The organism is Vibrio hepatarius, from assembly GCF_043642085.1.
GTDB classification, from domain to species: Bacteria; Pseudomonadota; Gammaproteobacteria; order Enterobacterales; family Vibrionaceae; genus Vibrio; species Vibrio hepatarius_C.
In genome coordinates, this window is sequence record NZ_JBHZSA010000007.1 from 139673 (window position 1) to 159893 (window position 20221).

Consider the following 20221-nt stretch of genomic DNA (forward strand, 5'->3'; position numbering starts at 1 on the left):
ATTGAATCCAAACAATTAAGCCCCATATACTGCAGATAGGACTAAGCGGAAGAGAGAATAATATGAACTTGGAACGTTCCGAACGTATCGAGATCCCCGTACTACCTCTAAGAGATGTAGTCGTTTACCCGCACATGGTAATTCCATTGTTTGTTGGCCGAGAAAAGTCGATTGCATGTCTTGAAGCTGCAATGGATAACAACAAGCAAGTATTGTTAGTAGCGCAAAAAGAAGCGGATACTGACGAACCAGCTCAATCGGACATGTTTGAAGTTGGTACCGTTGCGACGATCCTTCAATTACTGAAGCTACCAGATGGCACGGTTAAAGTGCTTGTTGAAGGTCAGCAGCGTGCAAAAATTAACCACTTTATTGAGAATGAATTCTTCTTTGCTGAAGCTGAGTACCTAACCACAGCTGAGCTTGATGAGCGTGAGCAAGAAGTGATTGTACGTAGTGCAATTAACCAGTTTGAAGGTTTTATCAAACTCAATAAAAAGATCCCACCAGAAGTACTCACTTCGCTAAACGGTATCGATGAAGCCGCTCGTCTGGCCGATACCATTGCCGCTCACATGCCTCTTAAACTTGCTGATAAGCAAGCGGTGCTAGAACTTCAAGATGTGACCGAGCGCCTTGAGTTCCTGATGGGGCAAATGGAATCTGAAATCGATCTGCTACAAGTTGAGAAGCGTATTCGCACTCGCGTTAAGAAGCAGATGGAAAAATCGCAGCGCGAGTACTACCTGAATGAGCAAATGAAAGCGATTCAGAAAGAGCTTGGCGAAAGCGAAGATGGCGTTGATGAATTCGAGACTCTCAAGCAGAAGATCGAAGAATCGAAAATGCCTCAAGAAGCGCGTGAAAAGACAGAGCAAGAGCTACAAAAGCTGAAGATGATGTCACCGATGTCAGCGGAAGCAACCGTAGTTCGTGGCTACATCGACTGGATGTTAGGTGTGCCTTGGAACAAGCGCTCTAAGGTGAAGAAGAACCTAGCCAAAGCCGAAGAGATTCTAAACGAAGACCACTACGGTCTAGAGCGTGTTAAAGAACGTATTCTTGAGTACTTAGCGGTTCAAAACCGAATCAATAAGCTCAAAGGCCCAATTCTATGTCTTGTGGGTCCTCCTGGTGTAGGTAAAACTTCTCTAGGCCGTTCTATTGCAGCTGCAACAGGGCGTAAATATACCCGTATGGCACTAGGTGGCGTAAGAGATGAAGCGGAAATCCGTGGTCACCGTCGTACCTATATCGGTTCAATGCCGGGTAAGCTTATCCAGAAGATGTCTAAAGTTGGCGTGAAGAACCCACTTTTCCTTCTTGATGAGATCGACAAGATGTCATCGGACATGCGTGGCGATCCATCTTCAGCACTGCTAGAAGTTCTCGATCCAGAGCAGAACAACGCGTTTAACGATCACTACCTAGAAGTCGATTACGATCTTTCTGATGTCATGTTTGTTGCGACATCTAACTCTATGGATATTCCAGGTCCGCTATTAGACCGCATGGAAGTAATTCGTCTATCGGGTTACACCGAAGATGAGAAACTGAACATTGCTAAGCGTCACCTTGTTGAGAAGCAAGTGAAACGCAATGGTCTTAAGCCACACGAGATTGAGATCGAAGATTCAGCCATCATTGGTATTATCCGTTACTACACGCGAGAAGCGGGTGTGCGTAGCCTAGAGCGTGAAATTTCGAAGATCTGTCGTAAAGCGGTGAAGAATATTCTGCTGGATGCTCAATTGAAATCTGTGACTGTAAGCATGGATAACCTTAAAGAGTACTTAGGTGTTCAGCGCCACGACTTTGGTAAAGCGGATGATAGCAACCGAGTAGGTCAGGTAACGGGCCTAGCATGGACTCAAGTTGGTGGTGACTTACTGACTATTGAAACGGAGTCGATGCCAGGTAAAGGTAAGCTGACACAAACAGGTTCGCTTGGCGACGTAATGAAAGAGTCGATTCAAGCAGCGATGACGGTAGTACGTTCACGCGCTGAGAAGCTGGGCATTAACCCAGATTTCTATGAGAAGCGTGATATCCACGTCCACGTACCTGAAGGTGCAACACCAAAAGATGGCCCAAGTGCGGGTATCGCGATGTGTACAGCACTTGTTTCTAGCCTAACAGGTAACCCTGTAAAAGCAGAAGTGGGTATGACAGGTGAAATTACCCTACGTGGTGAAGTTCTTCCTATCGGTGGCCTGAAAGAAAAACTGCTTGCAGCACACCGTGGTGGTATCAAAACGGTACTGATTCCAAAAGACAATGAACGTGATCTAGAAGACATTCCTGATAACGTTATCGCCGATCTTAAGGTGATTCCAGTGCAATGGATCGACGAAGTTTTGAAAGTTGCATTAGAAAATGAGCCGTCTGGTGTCGAGTTTGCTGCGGTAAAATAGTGATATGTAGCAAAAATAAGTAAAAGATTACGCTGATAAGCATAAAAAGGCTTGTCAGCGTTTTTTTTGGACGCTAACGTTAGCGACTATAGCTTCGGGCCTTGTTATACAAGGGTTTGTCGCTAATTTGAAATGAAATGGAACGTTAAGCTACCTATAAAAAAATAACCAGGTGGCGCAAAGGGGAATCACAGTGAATAAAACACAATTAGTAGAAAAAATCGCAGAAAACGCAGACCTATCAAAAGCTTCAGCTGGCCGTGCGCTTGACGCATTCATCGAAGCAGTAGGCGATACTCTGCAGTCTGGTGATCAAGTTGCTCTAGTTGGCTTCGGTACATTCAGCGTACGTACTCGTGCTGCACGCACAGGCCGTAATCCTAAGACTGGTGAAGAAATCCAAATCGCAGAAGCTAAAGTTCCTGCGTTTAAAGCTGGTAAAGCTCTTAAAGATTCTTGCAACTAATCAAAAAAATCGCCATTTAGGCTGATTTTTTCGAACCTTTTTAAATTATGCGCATCATACTGATGCGCATTTCTTTTTCTGGTATTATCGCGCTAATCAATTTTTATTTTAATGAAGTATATCGTGCGCAATTTTTCAATCATGTTGGTGCGATGTATAAGCGGAGAGTAGTTTAAGTATGATGGACCGATTACGCGAAGGCGTTAACAGCATCGCGGTTAAAATTATCCTGGGACTTATCATCCTATCTTTCGTGTTTGCAGGTGTTGGTAGCTACATTGTTGGCGGTTCAAACAACACAGCTGCGAAAGTAGGTAATGTTGAAATTGGCCGTGGTGAGTTTGAACAAGCTTACCAAAACGAACGTAATCGTATGCAAGCTCAGCTTGGTGATTACTTCTCTAACTTGTTGGCTGACCCTAGCTACGTAGAGTCTTTCCGCAAATCTGTACTTGATCGTATGGTAAACGACTTGCTACTTGAGCAACACGCTGAAGCTTTGGGGTTACGTGTGAGCGACGCGCAAGTACGTACACTGATTCTTGAAATGCCTCAGTTCCAAATTGACGGTAAGTTCGATCAAGAGATTTATCAAACGGCGCTTCGTCGTGCTGGCTTCAACGCAGAGAGCTTTGCAGAGTACCTGCGTCGTGATTTAGTACGTAACCAGTTGCTTAATGCTATTCAAGGTAGTGACTTTACGCTACCGGGTGAAGTAGAAGCTCAAAGCAAGCTACTGACTCAAACTCGTGAAGTGAAGAAAGTCACGCTATCTCTAGCAGACTTTGCGGCAAAAGCGCAACTGTCTGAAGATGAAATCAATGACTACTACCAACAAAACTCAGAGCGTTACACACGCCCTGAGCAAGTGAAAGTAGCCTACATTGAGCTATCTGCTCAGCAGCTTAAAGACGGTATTGAGGTATCGGAAGAGCAAGCGAAGCAGTACTACCAAGAACACCTAGATAAATACTCATCTGAAGAACAGCGCCGTGTAAGTCACATCTTAGTTGAAGGCGATGATGAAGCTAAAGCGCAGGCGATTCTTGATGAACTAAACGCCGGTGCTGACTTTGCAACACTAGCTGAAGAAAAATCTGATGACTTTGGTAGCGCGTCAGAAGGTGGTTCACTAGGTTGGATTGAACGTGACGTAATGGACCCAGCATTTGAAGATGCAGCGTTTGCTCTAACGAAAGTGGGTGAAACAACAGGTCTGGTTAAATCAGATTTCGGTTACCACATCATCAAGCTTGATGAACTTAAAGATGCAGTTGCTAAACCATATTCAGAGGTGGCAGCACAAATCAAGCAAGAGCTAAAAGATCAGCAAGCAGTCGATCAGTACTACGAACTGCAAAGTGAACTTGAAAAGGTAGCGTTCGAATACCCTGATTCTTTAGATGATGCTGCTCAAGCAATCAACGCTAAGATTCATACCACTGACTTCATTTCTCAAGTCGACGCTCCTGAGCTATTGAAGACGCCAGCTGTATTACAAGCTATCGTTAGCCCAGAAGTGAAAGAAGATGGCCTAAACTCAGAGGTTATCGAAGTTGCACCTGAGCACGTGATTGTGGTTCGCGTTGAAGACGCACGTGATGAGATGGTTCTACCACTAGCAGACGTTCGCGAACAAGTGACAACGACACTAGCGAAAGTGAAAGGTGAACAGAGTGCTATCGAACTTGCTGATAAACTGGTTGCTGAACTTAAACAAGGCAAGCAAGATTTATTGGGAGAAAATGGTTTAGCATTCGGCGAAACAGAAACGGTTGACCGTAGCTCTCCATTAGCAGACGTTGTGTTCTCTATGGTGAAACCTGAAGAAGGTAAAGTAGAGTTTGCTCAAGCGAAAGACCTGAATGGTGACATCGTCGTCGTTGAACTGACGGATGTTTCTTCAATGTTTAATACTATGTATAACGAACAGATCGCTCAGCAAATGACACAAGCAAATGCTCAACAAGACCTTTCAGGCCTGATCAGCATCTTGCGTAAAACGATTGATATTGAATACTACGTTGTGACTCAATAGCTAGTCATAATGTAATTGATATATAGATTAAAACGGGCTGCAATTGCAGCCCGTTTTGTTTTTCTAGCTTAGCGTTATAGCTCGGCTGCCAGCTTGATTAATCTGTTCAGACATCTTGATAGAAAGGAAATCGGAATGTTTAAACAGATAGTGTTAATTATGGCTTTAATCGTGGTGGCTCCGTTAGGTTTAGCTGCCGACAGTAAAACTAATCCTAAATACGAAGGGATCGAAATTACCGTCAATATCAATAGTGCGGGAGCTGAGGAGCTAGCGGCACTACTTAATGGTGTTGGACTAAAGAAAGCGCAAGCGATAGTTTCGTATCGTGATGAGCATGGCAGCTTTAAAACAGCGCAGGAGTTAACCGCGGTTAAAGGGATAGGTGAGGGTCTAGTTACTCGCAACTTAGATAGAATCAAGTTATAAACCTGTACGAGAGCGCAATCGCGCTCTTTTTTAAATTTCCCCATTATCTTCCTAGAACCTCTACACATTTACCTCTATAATTTCACGCCAAACAAAGGTCAGTGCGTGGAGCAATGACCAGTAACTAACGCGGAGTAAAACATGTCGTCTCATACACCGGTAGTCACCGTTGATGGACCAAGTGGTGCAGGTAAGGGCACTCTTTGTATGCTGTTAGCAAACAAGCTAGGTTTTCACTTATTAGATTCTGGTGCCATCTACCGAGTATTGGCACTTGCTGCTATCCATCACGGTGTGAACTTAGAATCGGAAGACGCACTGGTTCCACTTGCTACCCACCTTGACGTACAGTTTGTTGCGGAAGGCGACTTAGTGAAGGTTATTCTAGAAGGCGAAGATGTCTCTGGTGAGCTACGTAAAGAAGAAACGGGGATGGCGGCATCAAAAGTAGCAGCGTTACCTCGCGTGCGTGAAGCATTACTGCGTCGTCAGCGTGCGTTTGCCGAAGGCGAAGGCCTAGTTGCCGATGGTCGTGATATGGGCACGGTTGTTTTTCCTCAAGCTGAGGTGAAAATTTTCCTTGATGCTAGCGCTGAAGAGCGAGCGACTCGCCGCCTTAAACAGTTGCAAGGCAAGGGTTTAGATGTTAGATTTGACGACCTTTTGAGCGAGATCCAAGAGCGTGACGACCGAGATCGTAACCGCCCAGTGGCACCATTACGCCCTGCAGAGGATGCGCTTTTGCTAGATTCTACTACGATGAGTATCGACGAAGTGGTAGAAAAGGCACTACAATATATCGAATCTAAGCTAGTCGCCTAGGCGGCTAGGTCAGAGCGTTGGTCGCAAGGATGATGACTGGCGAATTTAATAACCCCACGCGGTAGGAAACCCGTGGACGTTTAATTTATTGAAGATTAAATAAATGACTGAATCTTTTGCTCAACTCTTTGAAGAGTTTCTAAACGAAACAGAATTCCAACAAGGCAGCATCGTTAAAGGTACTGTAGTAGCTATCGAGAACGGTTTCGTTCTTGTTGACGCTGGTCTTAAGTCTGAATCTGCTATCCCTGCTGAACAGTTCAAGAACGCTGCTGGCGAACTTGAAGTTGAAGTTGGTGCTGAAGTAGACGTAGCTCTAGACGCTGTTGAAGATGGTTTCGGTGAGACTCAACTTTCTCGTGAGAAAGCGAAGCGTCACGAAGCTTGGATCGTTCTTGAGAAAGCTTGTGAAGAAGCTGAAACTGTTGTTGGTATCATCAACGGTAAAGTTAAAGGCGGTTTCACTGTTGAACTAAACGGTATCCGTGCTTTCCTTCCTGGTTCTCTAGTAGACGTGCGTCCTATCCGCGACACTGCTCACCTAGAAAACAAAGAGCTAGAGTTCAAAGTTATCAAACTTGACCAGAAGCGTAACAACGTAGTTGTTTCTCGCCGTGCAGTTATCGAGTCTGAGAACAGCGTTGAGCGTGATGAGCTTCTAGAAACTCTACAAGAAGGCGCAGAAGTTAAAGGTATCGTTAAGAACCTTACTGACTACGGTGCATTCGTAGACCTAGGCGGCGTTGACGGCCTACTACACATCACTGACATGGCTTGGAAGCGCGTTAAGCACCCTTCTGAGATCGTTAACGTTGGTGACGAGATCCAAGTTAAAGTTCTTAAGTTCGATCGTGAGCGTACTCGCGTATCACTAGGTCTTAAGCAGCTAGGCGAAGATCCATGGGTAGCTATCGCTAAGCGTTACCCAGAAGGTCACAAACTATCTGGTCGCGTTACTAACCTAACTGACTACGGCTGTTTCGTTGAAATCGAAGAAGGCGTTGAAGGTCTAGTACACGTTTCTGAAATGGATTGGACTAACAAGAACATCCACCCATCTAAAGTTGTTAATGTTGGCGACGAAGTTGAGGTTATGGTTCTTGAAATCGACGAAGAACGTCGTCGTATCTCTCTAGGTCTGAAACAGTGTAAAGCTAACCCATGGCAATCTTTCGCTGAAGCGCAAGCTAAAGGCGACAAGGTTACTGGTAAGATCAAGTCTATCACTGACTTCGGTATCTTCATCGGTCTAGAAGGCGGCATCGACGGTCTAGTTCACCTATCTGACATTTCTTGGAATGTTGCAGGCGAAGACGCTGTACGTGAGTACAAGAAAGGCGACGAGATCTCTGCTGTAGTTCTAGCTGTAGATGCAGAGCGCGAGCGTATCTCTCTAGGCGTTAAGCAAATGGAAAATGACCCATTCAACGCTTACGTTGCAGATAACAAGAAAGGTGCACTAGTTAACGGTACTGTTACTGCAGTAGACGCTAAAGGTGCAACTATCGAGCTTGAAGAAGGTGTAGAAGGTTACCTACGTGCTTCTGAAGTTTCACGTGACCGTATCGAAGATGCGTCACTAATCCTAAGCGTTGGTGACAGCGTTGAAGCTAAGTTCACAGGTGTAGACCGTAAGAACCGCGTAATCAACCTATCTATCAAAGCTAAAGATGAAGCTGAAGAGCAAGAAGCAATGGCTTCACTGAACAAAGCAGACGATGCTTCGTTCGGTAACGCTATGGCTGACGCTTTCAAAGCAGCTAAAGGCGAATAATTAAATCGCTTTTAAGAAAAAGGAGCCGAAAGGCTCCTTTTTTATGTTTACGTAATAACTAGTAGTAATACCAATCTCTACAAGATGTTCTGAAAAAAGCACTTTTTCACTACACACATTGTTCAATTTTTGTCTAAAATTGAAGGCAAGTGTTTGTTGGAACTGGTATTACTTACTATAATAAGTGATAAATTACTCTATGAGGGCAACTATGACTAAGTCTGAATTGATTGAAAGACTCTGTGCAGAACAGACGCACCTTTCAGCGAAAGAGATAGAAGATGCTGTAAAAGATATTTTAGAGCATATGGCGTCAACTCTAGAAGGTGGCGATCGAATTGAGATCCGTGGTTTCGGTAGTTTCTCTTTGCACTTCCGTGAACCTAGAGTCGGCCGTAACCCAAAAACTGGTGACAAAGTGGAGTTGGAAGGTAAATTCGTTCCACACTTTAAACCGGGTAAAGAATTACGTGAGCGCGTTAATCTAGGGTAAGCGACGTAATCTATTGATAAAAAAGCGGCATACGGAAGTATGCCGCTTTTTTATAACTCGAATTACAGAGATAACCATGGTTTGTTTCGAGCTTTTACTGCATAATCGTACGGCAGAACTAATCTTAGGTGATGGACTATGAAAATTATAAAAATCGTTCTTGTACTGGCCCTATTCTTAATTGCACTGGCATTAGGCTCTCAGAATCAAGCTATCGTGACATTCAACTACCTCATTGCTCAGGGTGACTTTCACTTATCTACACTGCTAGGTGTAGTATTCGTGGTTGGTTTCAGCCTTGCTTGGTTAGTATTTGGTGGCTTACACCTTAGATCGCAGCTCCAAGTTCGAAAACTGAAGAAGAAACTTAATAAGCTTTCTCCTCCAGCTGTTGAGCCGACTCAAGAAAAAGCTTAACAAGATTTTTATTAGGTAGGCTGTTACTTGATGTTAGAAATTCTCTTCTTATTACTACCAATTGCAGCAGCATATGGCTGGTATATGGGTAATCGCAGTGCCCAACAAGATAAGCAGAAACAATCTAATCAAATATCCCGTCAATACGTGACGGGTCTAAACCTGCTTTTATCAGATCAGTCTGATAAAGCGGTAGACCACTTTATTGAACTTCTTCAAGTTGATAATGAAACTATTGATACGCACTTAGCGTTAGGTAATTTGTTTCGATCGCGTGGAGAGGTCGACCGCGCTATTCGTATTCACCAAAATCTTATCTCTCGCTCAGGTCTAACTATTGACCAAAAAAACATCGCGCTTCAACAACTAGCAAAAGACTATATGGCGTCAGGCTTTTTGGATCGCGCTGAAAAAATCTTCGAGCAGCTTGTGGATGAACCTGATCATAGAGAAGCGGCGCTTCAGCAACTTGTCGCGATCTATCAGCAGACACGTGAGTGGAGTAAAGCGATTCACTACGCTTCTTTATTGGTTAAAATGGGCCGCAAGCGTATGCGTACTAGCATTGGCCATTTTTGGTGTGAGCTTGCAATGCAAGAGCAAGCTGACGGCAACCACGCGCAGGCTAGACAAAACTTCAGAAAGGCTTTAGCTGAAGATCCTAGATGCGTTAGGGCGAGTATTGCTCTTGGTAAGCTCTACCTAGAGGATGAAGATTACAAGCGCACTATCGCTCATTTAGAAGCGGTGTTAGAGCAAGATAGTGACTTTGTTAGCGAAGTTTTACCAACACTGGCTGAGTGTTATCACCATCTAGGTCAAGAAGATGAGCTACTGAATTTCTTACGCCAATGTATTGTAAGTAAAGCCGGCGTGTCGGCGGAGCTTATGCTGGCGCAAATGGTGGCCAAACATGATGGACCAGGAGCGGCTCAAGAGCTATTGACTCGCCAGCTGGTAAAGAATCCAACCATGAAAGGTTTCTATCGCTTGATGGATTACCATCTAGCTGAAGCGGAAGAAGGGCGAGCTAAAGCGAGCTTAGATACGCTGCAGAAATTAGTTGGTGAACAGTTAAAAGTGAAGCCCCATTACCGTTGTCGTACGTGCGGCTTCTCGACCCATTCAATGTATTGGCATTGTCCTTCCTGTAAAGGGTGGGGGACGATCAAGCCAATCCGTGGATTGGATGGTGAATGATTTTAAAAGATTGGGTAAATCCCATAACAAATGGCAGCGGTGATCCCGCTGCTTTTTTTCGATTTGTTTAAAGTAAGTTAGGAGATGAAATGATCGACCAAAAAGTAATTGTCGCACTGGATTATGATAACCAAGCAGACGCACTCGCTTTTGTTGATAGAATCGACCCAAGCTCTTGCCGCTTAAAAGTAGGTAAAGAGATGTTCACACTATTTGGTCCTGATTTCGTTAAAGAGCTACACAAACGTGGTTTCTCTGTGTTCCTTGATCTTAAGTTCCACGACATTCCAAATACCTGTTCTAAAGCAGTACGCGCAGCCGCAGAGATGGGCGTGTGGATGGTAAACGTTCATGCAAGTGGTGGCGAGCGTATGATGGCAGCGTCACGCGAGATTCTCGAGCCTTATGGTAAAGATCGCCCGCTACTTATCGGTGTAACGGTATTGACCAGTATGGAACAGAGTGACTTGGCGGGTATTGGACTGGATATTGCCCCACAAGAGCAAGTGGTTCGTCTCGCTAACCTAACTAAAAACTCAGGTCTAGATGGCGTAGTATGTTCTGCTCAAGAAGCTTCAATGCTTAAGAGTGAGCTTGGTAAAGAGTTCAAGCTTGTAACCCCGGGTATTCGCCCTGCAGGTGCAGCGGTAGGCGACCAGAAGCGAATCATGACTCCTGTAGATGCAGTTCAAGCTGGTTCAGATTACTTGGTGATTGGTCGCCCAATCACTCAATCTGCAGATCCATCTGCGGTGTTAGCAGAGATTAATGCATCACTAGCATAATCACAGATTAATAAAAAAGGATGCCTAAGCATCCTTTTTTATTAAGCGGGAACACCACTATGGAACTTAAAGTCACTGTCGGGTGATGATATTAACTCGGCTTCTAAACGACCGAAGTAATCGATGCGTTCAGTGATATCTTTTCCGGCGATCTCTTCTGCTAAAGTCAGGTAGTCTTGGTAATGACGAGCTTCTGAGCGAAGCAGTGACACGTAGAATTTGGCAATGTCTTCATCCATATGAGGAGCAAGCTTAGCGAAACGTTCACAAGAACGAGCTTCAATGAACGCACCAATAATCAGCTTATCGATAAGCGCTGCTGGCTCAAAAGTACGGATATGTTTAATCATCCCCTTGGCGTAACGGCTTGCTGTAACAGGGCGGTATTCTAAGCCTTGCTCTTCAATGATTTCTAGAACTTGATAGAAGTGATGTAGCTCTTCTCTAATCAGTAGAACCATTTTATCAATCATATCCTGCCCGTAGGCACAGCCATTTTTGGGCTTGATTGATTTAGAAATGTTGCTTTTTCCTTTGAGTGTTTCAAGGCTGCCAATACCTTTGTAAGCAAAGTGCTCATAAGGCTCAACCAATTGAGTAATCTGCTCTTTACCTTCTTCGGTTAAGACATAGCGTTTTAGCAGGAAAACCGCACTCTGCGAAGCTTTCAATTCACATAGTAAATGATCCCTTAAAATCACCGATAGGTTCTCAGGCTTACGAGCCTCTTCAATCCAAGAGTCTGGTGTTGAACATTTTAGGAAGTTATGAATAGGGGCTAAAAGTTGTTCGTACATCATTTACAAAGAGTTGCGGGTTATTTCGAGAATCTTAACACGCTTAGTACGGTTAGTTTTACTCTTTATAAGAAGGAAATTATGAAATGCATCAGAGAAGACGTTGTTGCATATCAGGTAAGATAACGTCTGGTTAAGTTGGTAGGAATAAGAACAATAAATGAATATCACAATAGAAAATTGCAACAGCATAGACTCAGCAACGATTGCACTGACAGATAAAAAACTCAATATCAAATTTGCACCAAATGGTACAGGAAAGAGCACGATAGCAAGAGCTATTACGCTGCACTCACAAGGCGATGCTCTCGACTCCCTAATGCCGTTTAAGTTGAAAACAGATAATCCTGACTCAAAAGCACCCTCAGTAACTTCTGATGTTGAGGTTAATTCAGTTATGTGTTTCAACGAGGAGTATGTACGTCAGTTCACTTTTCAATCAGATGAATTGGTTAGTAATAGCTTCGATATTTTTATCAGAACCGATGCGTACAATGTTGTCGAAGAAGAAATCGATACAATTGTAAAAGAAATCAATGGGTTGTTTGATGGCAATGAGAACCTGGAAACGTTCATTAGTAATTTGAGTGAATTAGGTACTGCTTTCACCTTGACAAAATCTGGACTATCACAGAAATCGACAGGCATGAAAGGTCTTTCTCAGGGAAATAAATTACAACATATCCCTGAAGGCTTAGAGGCATATCAACCCTTCATCAGTAGTTCTTCCAATGTGGCGTGGATTGATTGGCAAACAAAAGGTTCACAACAGTTTTCTGAGTTGTCAGATTGTTGTCCTTACTGCTCTTCAGATACTACAGAGAAGAAAGAACAAATTACCAGAGTAGGTGAAGAATATGACAAAAATGTTATTAAAAACTTGGTAAAGATAATTGATGTCATCAACAAACTTGGCAATTACTTTACTGAAGAAGCAAAGCAGAAACTAACAGATATAACTCTTCTTCCAAATGGTCTTGAGCCAGAACATGTCGATTATCTTAAACAGATCAAAACGCAGATTGACCGTTTGTCTGAGCGTCTGGTTAAGTTGAAATTACTCAAAGGGTTTGATTTTAAGAGAGATGAGTCTGTGCGAGATCAACTCAATGCATACAAGATCGATCTTGCTTTTCTTACCGAACTAAATTCGGATGCCACCAAACAAGAAATTGACACTATTAATAACTCGATAGATGAAGTCGTAGTTAAGGCTGGTCAGTTACAAGGAAAGCTAAATCAACAACGTGGTGTGATGAAAAAGTTGGTAGAAAAGTATCAAACAGAGATTAACAGTTTTCTATCTTACGCTGGTTATAAATACAAAGTGCAAATATCAGGAGAAGATGATCAATCCCAATTGAAATTGCAGCATATTGATCATGACGATTTTGTTTCTGGTGGAGATCAACATCTTAGCTTCGGTGAGCGGAACGCATTTGCAATTGTCTTGTTTATGTACGAGTGCTTATCCAAGAAGCCTGACTTGATCATTCTGGACGATCCGATTTCTTCATTTGATAAGAATAAAAAGTATGCAATTTTAGAAATGCTTTTTCGGAGAAAGCCTGCTAACTGCTTAAAGAGTAAGACTGTCTTGATGCTTACTCATGATGTTGAACCAATCATTGACACTGTGAAAGCGGTGAAGAAACAGTTTGATAGTCAGGTGTTCGCTTCTTATCTAAGGTTTGATTCTGGGCTAATAAGCGAACTAGCTATAGATAAGAGTGACATCAAAACGTTTTCTCAAATCTGTACAGATTACTTAGAAACTGAAGCTCACTCTATTTTAAAGTTAATATACTTACGCAGATATTTTGAGATTACAGATGAGATGGGAGATGCTTATCAGGTTCTTTCTAACTTGCTACACCTTAGAACTTTGGAAGAAGCAGAAGATAGGAGAGTAGATGGTTCGCCGATAATGGAACCAGAAAAGTTAGACCGTGGTATTGCTGACATTTTAGATAAAATTGATGGTTTTGAATACGGCAGTGTACTTGAACAATTACAAGCTAAAGAATCACTAAAAGAGCTGTATGATAATTGCTCAAATGGTTACGAAAAGCTTCAGGTTTTCCGTTTATTTAAAGAAGTAGATGAAGAGCTTGATGTGGGTAACTCAGTGATTCAAAAATTTATCAATGAAACATACCATATAGAGAATGAGTACATATGTCAGCTTGATCCAACGAAATATGATTTGATACCTGAGTATGTCGCTAAGGCTTGTGATGAATTCTTAATGAATGCTGGTTTATAGCTTGTGGTAGAACAAGCACAAAGAATGAGCTTTTCGCTCGCTCTTTGTGCTTGGCTAAAACTAACTTAGGTCAATTAATATATGAAATATTTTGATAACTTGTCCCTCTCTATATCGAGTTTCAACAGCAGTTGCTAAGTGAGCAATTGTATCCTCTTCAATTCGTCTTATAGAATGTGTTTTAGGATCAATGTCTGAAAAGCCTAAATATTGTTTTTTCTTTAAGTTTTCAAAATATTGATTAGATTTTATGTTGAAATCTTTAAAGTAACAAAAAGAAACAACGAAAATAGGAGATAGACCAACCGTATCATACTTAGATAGTTTATTTAAATGCTTGTTTATTACAGTGTTATCTAAACAATCTAAGTTCATAGCCTCATATATCGATATAGGGCCATATCCAGTATCTACAATTAAACCATCTAATTCTCCGATTCCACCTGTACTATTTGTATCAGATTGACCCATTCGTCTTTGTTCCGCCATGTAAGGCTTGAATAAACAGAACCTAGAGTTAAATAGAGAAACGAACCAATCATTTATAATGTCTTCATTTTTCTTTTTTCGAAGAGTCGCCAAATTAGTTGCTCGTGATAATATTTCTTTAGAGCAGGCGATAATTTCATTGTATAGAAATCTATCTAGATCAGATGGGCTAGGAGATATGATCTGTGATAATTCCTTTACTGGACGACCTTTAATCTCGTTGAATTTGTTTCTCAAGTATCCCAAGTCAATTAGATCATCATTTATACCGATACCAGATAAGCTTTCGTCATAACTTACTAACTCTTCTTTATCTAGTGATTTGCTGATAGAGGAATTACCACCTACAATATTTCTATACTCCGCCTCAATTTCGTCATCAATAACGTATGGTGAATTGTATTCTTTGTATCTTTCTATTAATGATCTTGCGGAGCCTAAATCATTAACAACTCTAAGGTATTTGCTATAGACTAATAATATTGATTTTGAATATTTCTCAATGTCATCTAACTTTATATAGTGACTTTGGATTTCGTTATAGGTCTTTGATAGAAAAAGTACATTTAGAAGAAATGCTTTCTTTTCAATGTCAAGGTCGAAAAAATTAAAGTTTTTGGTCTTCTTCTTATAGCTTTTAATTGCTTTTCTGTAGTGTTCTGAACTCGAGTTTTCTTTTTCTAGAACATTCACTTCTGCTACAAATGTAAGATAAGAAAAATTATCTGTTTTATAATTATTGTATAGTTCTTCAAATATTATTAGTGAAGTTTTAGGTTCATAGGTAAGTTTGACTAACCCTAAAATATATCTGTAAAATAACTTTGCTTCATTCTCTGGATGACTAAAGTTATGATTGTGTTTATGAGGATTCTTTGGCAATTCAACTTCAGTTATCTCTTGCCATTTTTTCTCATTTGTAGCGTTTGAATAGTAGATTTGGAGGAGATTATATTTGTACTCTAAGACTCTCCAGTTATAGAGTCTTTGTTTGTACATACTATTTTCTTTATAATTATGTTTATCAAAAAATGAGTTAGCTTTAATTAGTATCTTATGTGCTAGTTCCAAGTGTTTTTGTTCTAATGAAAGTGAAAAACTTTTCTCCAAGTCGCTGATACTAACTTCTTCCACCATATCTAGTTCTGATTTAACTAGGATTTCTGAAATGTATTTTTTTCTGTTATAGAATAATGTATTTGAAGATAGCATTAAAACCATAGAATAAGGAGCATACTCTGAAACTTCATCCGCAATTTCTTTGAATTTATTATAATCTAGTATATCGAGTGTTTCTGTTATAGCGTCCCACAAATCATAATTTTGTTTATATAAGCTTGGTAAGTAATCGCCAAAAATAGGAAATGGGATTTCATCATTCTTGAAACCAAAGAAAAGTGAGAGTTCTTTGATAGTTCTAAATAGTTTTTCTTTATCTGATCTTTGTAATTTTATACAGTTATTCAGTACTTGCAAGTAATGCCCAATAGACCTAGTGTAATCAATTCTCGATGAACTGTCACACTTAAAGTAATTGGCAATTATCTTATTTGTTGATGGTAATTTTTTGACAAAATCTTCAACTACTTCCTTTTTATCTAAACAATACCACTCTAATTTGTCATAGAATATATCAGATTCTATGACGATGTCATTTATATCAAGAGATTTTTCAATAACTAGTGTGTAAAATCCAACTAACTTTATTGTTATATTTTTTACGGTGCAGTTTTCTTTTAGTATATAATCAACAGAGTCTAAATGATTTAACATTCTAAACAGTAAATATATCTTATATCGGTTATCATTTTCTATTTCGTTCAAATTTAAATTGTCTGAAATATCTATAAATAACTTCATCGAGTCACGGTCATCGATGTATGATAAAAAGTTATTTAAGCATTTTATGTCAATCTCATCTTCTGATTTATATTCACCTATGTTACTTTTTACCAATTCTATAATGATTGGAGACAACAAGGTTATATCGTTTGCATTTTTGCATACATTAAGTGATGTTTGACATATCAAATCTATCGTGTTTTCAATTGTATTCTTATAGTCTTCATCATTTTGACTAAATGTACTCTTAACCTCTCTGATTAGATTCTTGAAACCTATATGAAGAAGATCGCTCTTTGATAAAAAGTAAAGGTTAACACTGTTTTCAGCGCCGAAGGGGATGTGTTTTATAATAAGAAGGCGAAGTACTGGAAGGGTTTTTGATAGTTTTAAAATTGCGTCAAATTTTTCAGAACATCTACCCCCAAAGTAGTCATCAATATAGATGCCTTTTTTTGATAGGTTTCTTAAAGCTAAGTATGCAAGGTCATCGAAGTAGTGATAGTGTGAATCATATCGGCTGCTCCATTTCAGCAATTCAATATCTGAACTTAAGTCGATATCTTCGCAGTTACTGTAGATCTTTCTTAGATCATTGAGGGAGTTTGGTGATTTCTTTGTCTCATTCCGATTCTTGCTTTCATTAGAAAGTTCGATATGTGTCGTATGAATGGTAGACATTAAACTGATGTCAAAAGAATTGCTACTAATCAGATAGTTTTTGTATTCAAGTAAGGATAGCTGAATTAGTTTGGATTGTTGAATGCATCTATCATAGAAGTGACCAAACTCATCACTCTCTTCTCTGTTGAATGATTTAGAATTTGGAAACCTTATGGTATAGCTGTATGCTGCTCTAAGGTCGAAAAATCTATCTATCGCCTCATCACGGTCAGACTTGCTAAGATAAATTTTCCAGAAATAATCTGATATTGGTGAGCCATTCCCCCAGCCATCATCATTTAATTTTACCTTTAACCTCGTTTTAGCTTCCTCTATTTCTACAGAAAAATGAGAAAAAGCATAGCCTCTAGGTACAATAGCTTCGTAGCTTTCTTTTGAAATTGAGAATGAGACAGGCTTTAAATAGGAATTGTAGTCATAGAGAATGCCTTTTAACTTTTCTGTGAAGCGAAGCAAAGGTTTCATTGAAGAATGAAAATCATTGCTACTATGCTTGCTAGGTAGTCTTGCATTGATTCGTACCCAGTTGTGTTCATAAATGATAATTCCTAGTTCCTCTAGGAGTTCAAAATCGAAGTTCTCCTTTAAGGATATCTTTTTCCCTTTTTTGGTTTCCCAAAGGATATTTCCTTTTAACAGTCCAATAGCCAGATCTCGATCGATTCTTGGAGTGTCGAGCTCTAAATGCCAAAGGATTTTTGCAAGATACTGGGCTTCTATGTAACGTTGGGGATCTGACACATGCTCTGACTCTTGGTAAGTATGCCGTTGTTTCGTTAACAATTGATCAATGCGACAGGTCTTCAAAGGGAGTTTTTGTGTCACTATCTTTGCCTATATGGGACTAAATACATATTTATATTACATGTATTAAGAACATCAATACACGTTGATGTGAAAAAATGTGTGTGGGTTCAGAGACATAGTTATGGCTATGGGAGACAGGAAAGACTGTAAAAGTTAGCTAGTGAGCTAGCATTGTTTAATTGTGGACGTGCTCAGTGGTTTGAATGTGCACACCTAAGCTTTCAGCTCACATAATAAGTGATCGATAAGGACCACTTGGAGGTTTTCCGGTTTACGAGCTTCTTCAACCCATGCATCTGGAGTTGAGCACTGTAGAAAGCCGTTTATTGGCTCAAGTAGCGACTGGTATTGTTCTAATTCGATCATCTTGGACTTACTTTACTAGATAAATAGAAAAAGGCCGCTAGTGCGACCTTTTTGAAAATAGTTGTGCGGATTATATTACCACTTTTTCTTCTCACCAAAGAGGGCATCCATATCATTTTGGCGCTGGCTCTCTTCCATTTGGTGTAGCTCTTCTGCGTTTTTAGTTTGACGTTTAGACTCAAGCTCGTCGTACATAGTCTGCAGCTTTTCACGCGCTTGATTTGAATAAGCGTCGTTTTTGGTACTCAGTGCATCCAAGCCTTTTTTCAGTAACTGGATTGCGGTACCTGGCTGACCACGAACTATTGCGTCGTTTGAACGCTTAATTACGTTTTCAATGTTGATACGTACTTGGATGGTCTCTAAGCGCGCATTCTCAGTGACATAAGCCTGAGTCTCAAAGCGGCCTTTATTATGCTCGCTGCGAATGGTATCGCGTAGGCGCTTAACCAGCTTCAGCATAACAATCGCTTGTTTATCGCTGCTTGGCACTTTAAAGCTGGTGCTTTCGCCACCCTTGTAGTTCTCTTCAAGTTGCTTTATCTGATCTTTAACGTGGGCGACACGTTGCTCAAGATGTTTATTCTTCGGATCGAGTTCATGCATACTCTGAACTGCATCTAGGATACGAGTATTCAGACATACCAATAGCTCTTTGCTGTATGGCATGTGATGAGCGTGGCCGATAAGCTCTTCTGTTGCATCGATAATTTGCAGGTAACGCGAACTTTCCTGTTTACGCGCTGTTTCCGCTTTAACTTTATACTGGAGCATAATGTTATAGCCGAGAACTAACACCAGTAAGATGGCAACTAAAGCTATGATTAAACCAATATTCATAAATTCCGTATCTTATGTTTTTTAGTGGCTAGCCGTTAAGCATACACGATCCTGCCATGCGACTGTAACTGTTTCGCATTATTGCTCAACTTAGTAATTTTATTAATGAAAACTCTCTTTGCAAAGCTCAATCTGAGTATTTGGTTGCAAAATGCGCATTATCAACAAAAAACTGCCTGCTTTTCTAAACAGTCGCCCCAATTTGACTATCAATTTCACTTTTAAGGCGTTATAACTAAATATTATAAACTATGTTTGATCGCTGTGCGGCATCGATAAGGGATTACGAGGTCAGAATGAAATTACAACAATTGAAGTATATTGTTGAGGTTGTTAACCATAACTTAAATGTTTCTGCTACGGCGGAGAGCCTTTACACCTCTCAACCAGGCATCAGTAAACAGGTTCGTTTACTAGAAGATGAACTTGGAATTCAAATCTTCGAGCGTAGTGGTAAGCACTTAACGCAAGTGACGGGGGCTGGTGAAGACATTATTCGTATCTCTCAAGAGATTCTTGCACGTGTTGAGAGTATCAAGGCAGTTGCCGGTGAGCACACCCACCCAGAAATGGGCACGCTCAATATTTCGACAACGCACACTCAGGCGCGTTATGCGCTCCCTGATGTGATCAAAGGTTTTACTGCTCGTTACCCGAAAGTGTCACTGCACATGCACCAAGGCACGCCTTCGCAAATGTCGGAAGCGATTGCTAAAGGTACAGCGAACTTTGCCATTGCAACCGAAGCGCTTCATCTCTATCAAGATGCCATTATGCTGCCTTGTTATCACTGGAATCGTTCAATCGTTGTGCCTAAGAACCATCCATTGGCGCAGAAAGAGAAAGTGACAATCCAAGATTTAGCTTCATTCCCGCTGGTCACTTATGTGTTTGGTTTTACCGGACGCTCAGAGCTTGATACTGCGTTTAACAAATATGGTTTAACACCGCGAGTGGTATTTACCGCAACCGACGCTGATGTTATCAAGACTTATGTTCGTATGGGGATCGGTGTGGGTGTGATTGCAAGTATGGCCATCGACCAAGAGCAAGATACTGATCTGGTGGCGATCGACGCGAGCCATATCTTTGGTGCGAGTACCACAAGCATTGGCTTTAGACGCGGTACTTTCCTTCGCTCTTACATGTTCGACTTTATGGAACGCTTCGCACCGCACTTAACACGTCCAGTGGTTGAGCAGGCACTATCTCTGAAATCTAATGCTGAGATTGAAGAGATGTTTAAGGATATTGACCTACCAGTTCGCTAATCCGCTACCATCTTGTGTGAC

Annotated in this window: 15 protein-coding genes and 1 pseudogene; 12 read left to right on the forward strand and 4 right to left on the reverse strand. The window is 40.9% G+C overall.

Going from position 1 to position 20221, the window contains the following annotated elements; genetic code table 11:
- Nucleotides 1-62: 62 nt before the first annotated feature.
- The 10 genes from lon (at nucleotide 63) to pyrF (ending at nucleotide 10838) form a co-directional block, all read left to right on the forward strand.
- Nucleotides 63-2414 (forward strand): endopeptidase La, encoded by a 2352-nt coding sequence (gene lon / locus ACHUFZ_RS14925; RefSeq protein WP_394127767.1) that lies wholly within the window; start codon nucleotides 63-65, stop codon nucleotides 2412-2414.
- A 193-nt stretch (nucleotides 2415-2607) separates the two neighbouring features.
- The gene (locus ACHUFZ_RS14930; protein WP_004414742.1) at nucleotides 2608-2880 is read left to right on the forward strand and encodes an HU family DNA-binding protein; all 273 of its coding nucleotides are present in this window, start codon (nucleotides 2608-2610) and stop codon (nucleotides 2878-2880) included.
- 178 nt (nucleotides 2881-3058) lie between these two features.
- Entirely contained in the window at nucleotides 3059-4918 is a 1860-nt protein-coding gene (gene ppiD / locus ACHUFZ_RS14935) for a peptidylprolyl isomerase (protein WP_394127768.1), read from the forward strand.
- Nucleotides 4919-5053: 135 nt separating this feature from the next.
- A complete protein-coding gene (locus tag ACHUFZ_RS14940; protein WP_394127769.1) occupies nucleotides 5054-5347 on the forward strand; it encodes a ComEA family DNA-binding protein in 294 nt (97 codons plus the stop codon).
- A 141-nt stretch (nucleotides 5348-5488) separates the two neighbouring features.
- Nucleotides 5489-6169: a (d)CMP kinase gene (gene cmk / locus ACHUFZ_RS14945; protein WP_394127770.1), complete on the forward strand. Its 681-nt coding sequence runs from the start codon at nucleotides 5489-5491 to the stop codon at nucleotides 6167-6169.
- A 103-nt stretch (nucleotides 6170-6272) separates the two neighbouring features.
- Nucleotides 6273-7943, forward strand: a complete 1671-nt coding sequence (gene rpsA, locus ACHUFZ_RS14950; protein ID WP_394127771.1) for a 30S ribosomal protein S1 — start codon at nucleotides 6273-6275, stop codon at nucleotides 7941-7943.
- Between the two features lie 211 nt (nucleotides 7944-8154).
- Nucleotides 8155-8436 (forward strand): integration host factor subunit beta, encoded by a 282-nt coding sequence (ihfB, locus tag ACHUFZ_RS14955; protein WP_053438311.1) that lies wholly within the window; start codon nucleotides 8155-8157, stop codon nucleotides 8434-8436.
- A gap of 138 nt (nucleotides 8437-8574) precedes the next feature.
- Complete coding sequence (locus ACHUFZ_RS14960; RefSeq protein WP_134835346.1) at nucleotides 8575-8853, forward strand: LapA family protein; 279 nt, start codon at nucleotides 8575-8577, stop codon at nucleotides 8851-8853.
- 30 nt (nucleotides 8854-8883) lie between these two features.
- The gene (gene lapB, locus ACHUFZ_RS14965) at nucleotides 8884-10053 is read left to right on the forward strand and encodes a lipopolysaccharide assembly protein LapB (RefSeq protein ID WP_394127772.1); all 1170 of its coding nucleotides are present in this window, start codon (nucleotides 8884-8886) and stop codon (nucleotides 10051-10053) included.
- An 89-nt stretch (nucleotides 10054-10142) separates the two neighbouring features.
- Nucleotides 10143-10838 (forward strand): orotidine-5'-phosphate decarboxylase, encoded by a 696-nt coding sequence (gene pyrF / locus ACHUFZ_RS14970; protein ID WP_394127773.1) that lies wholly within the window; start codon nucleotides 10143-10145, stop codon nucleotides 10836-10838.
- A gap of 41 nt (nucleotides 10839-10879) precedes the next feature.
- Here the strand turns inward: pyrF and miaE (ACHUFZ_RS14975) are convergent, their stop codons facing one another.
- Complete coding sequence (gene miaE / locus ACHUFZ_RS14975) at nucleotides 10880-11635, reverse strand: tRNA isopentenyl-2-thiomethyl-A-37 hydroxylase MiaE (RefSeq protein ID WP_394127821.1); 756 nt, start codon at nucleotides 11633-11635, stop codon at nucleotides 10880-10882.
- Between the two features lie 160 nt (nucleotides 11636-11795).
- On the opposite strand from miaE (ACHUFZ_RS14975), the gene ACHUFZ_RS14980 reads away from it, so the two are divergent.
- Nucleotides 11796-13901, forward strand: a complete 2106-nt coding sequence (locus ACHUFZ_RS14980; RefSeq protein WP_394127774.1) for an AAA family ATPase — start codon at nucleotides 11796-11798, stop codon at nucleotides 13899-13901.
- A gap of 60 nt (nucleotides 13902-13961) precedes the next feature.
- Here ACHUFZ_RS14980 and ACHUFZ_RS14985 read toward each other — a convergent pair whose 3' ends face one another.
- The 3 genes and pseudogenes from ACHUFZ_RS14985 to ACHUFZ_RS14995 all read right to left on the reverse strand — a co-directional run bounded on the left by ACHUFZ_RS14985 (nucleotide 13962) and on the right by ACHUFZ_RS14995 (nucleotide 18929).
- Nucleotides 13962-17741, reverse strand: coding sequence for a hypothetical protein (locus ACHUFZ_RS14985; RefSeq protein ID WP_394127775.1), 3780 nt, complete (start codon nucleotides 17739-17741; stop codon nucleotides 13962-13964).
- Nucleotides 17742-17939: 198 nt separating this feature from the next.
- Nucleotides 17940-18089 (reverse strand): annotated as a pseudogene (gene miaE, locus ACHUFZ_RS14990) (tRNA isopentenyl-2-thiomethyl-A-37 hydroxylase MiaE); the annotation flags it as partial.
- A 75-nt stretch (nucleotides 18090-18164) separates the two neighbouring features.
- Nucleotides 18165-18929, reverse strand: a complete 765-nt coding sequence (locus ACHUFZ_RS14995) for a hypothetical protein (protein ID WP_053438305.1) — start codon at nucleotides 18927-18929, stop codon at nucleotides 18165-18167.
- Nucleotides 18930-19225: 296 nt separating this feature from the next.
- Here ACHUFZ_RS14995 and cysB point away from each other — a divergent pair, with 296 nt between their 5' ends.
- Entirely contained in the window at nucleotides 19226-20200 is a 975-nt protein-coding gene (gene cysB, locus ACHUFZ_RS15000) for an HTH-type transcriptional regulator CysB (protein ID WP_053438304.1), read from the forward strand.
- Nucleotides 20201-20221: the final 21 nt, after the last annotated feature.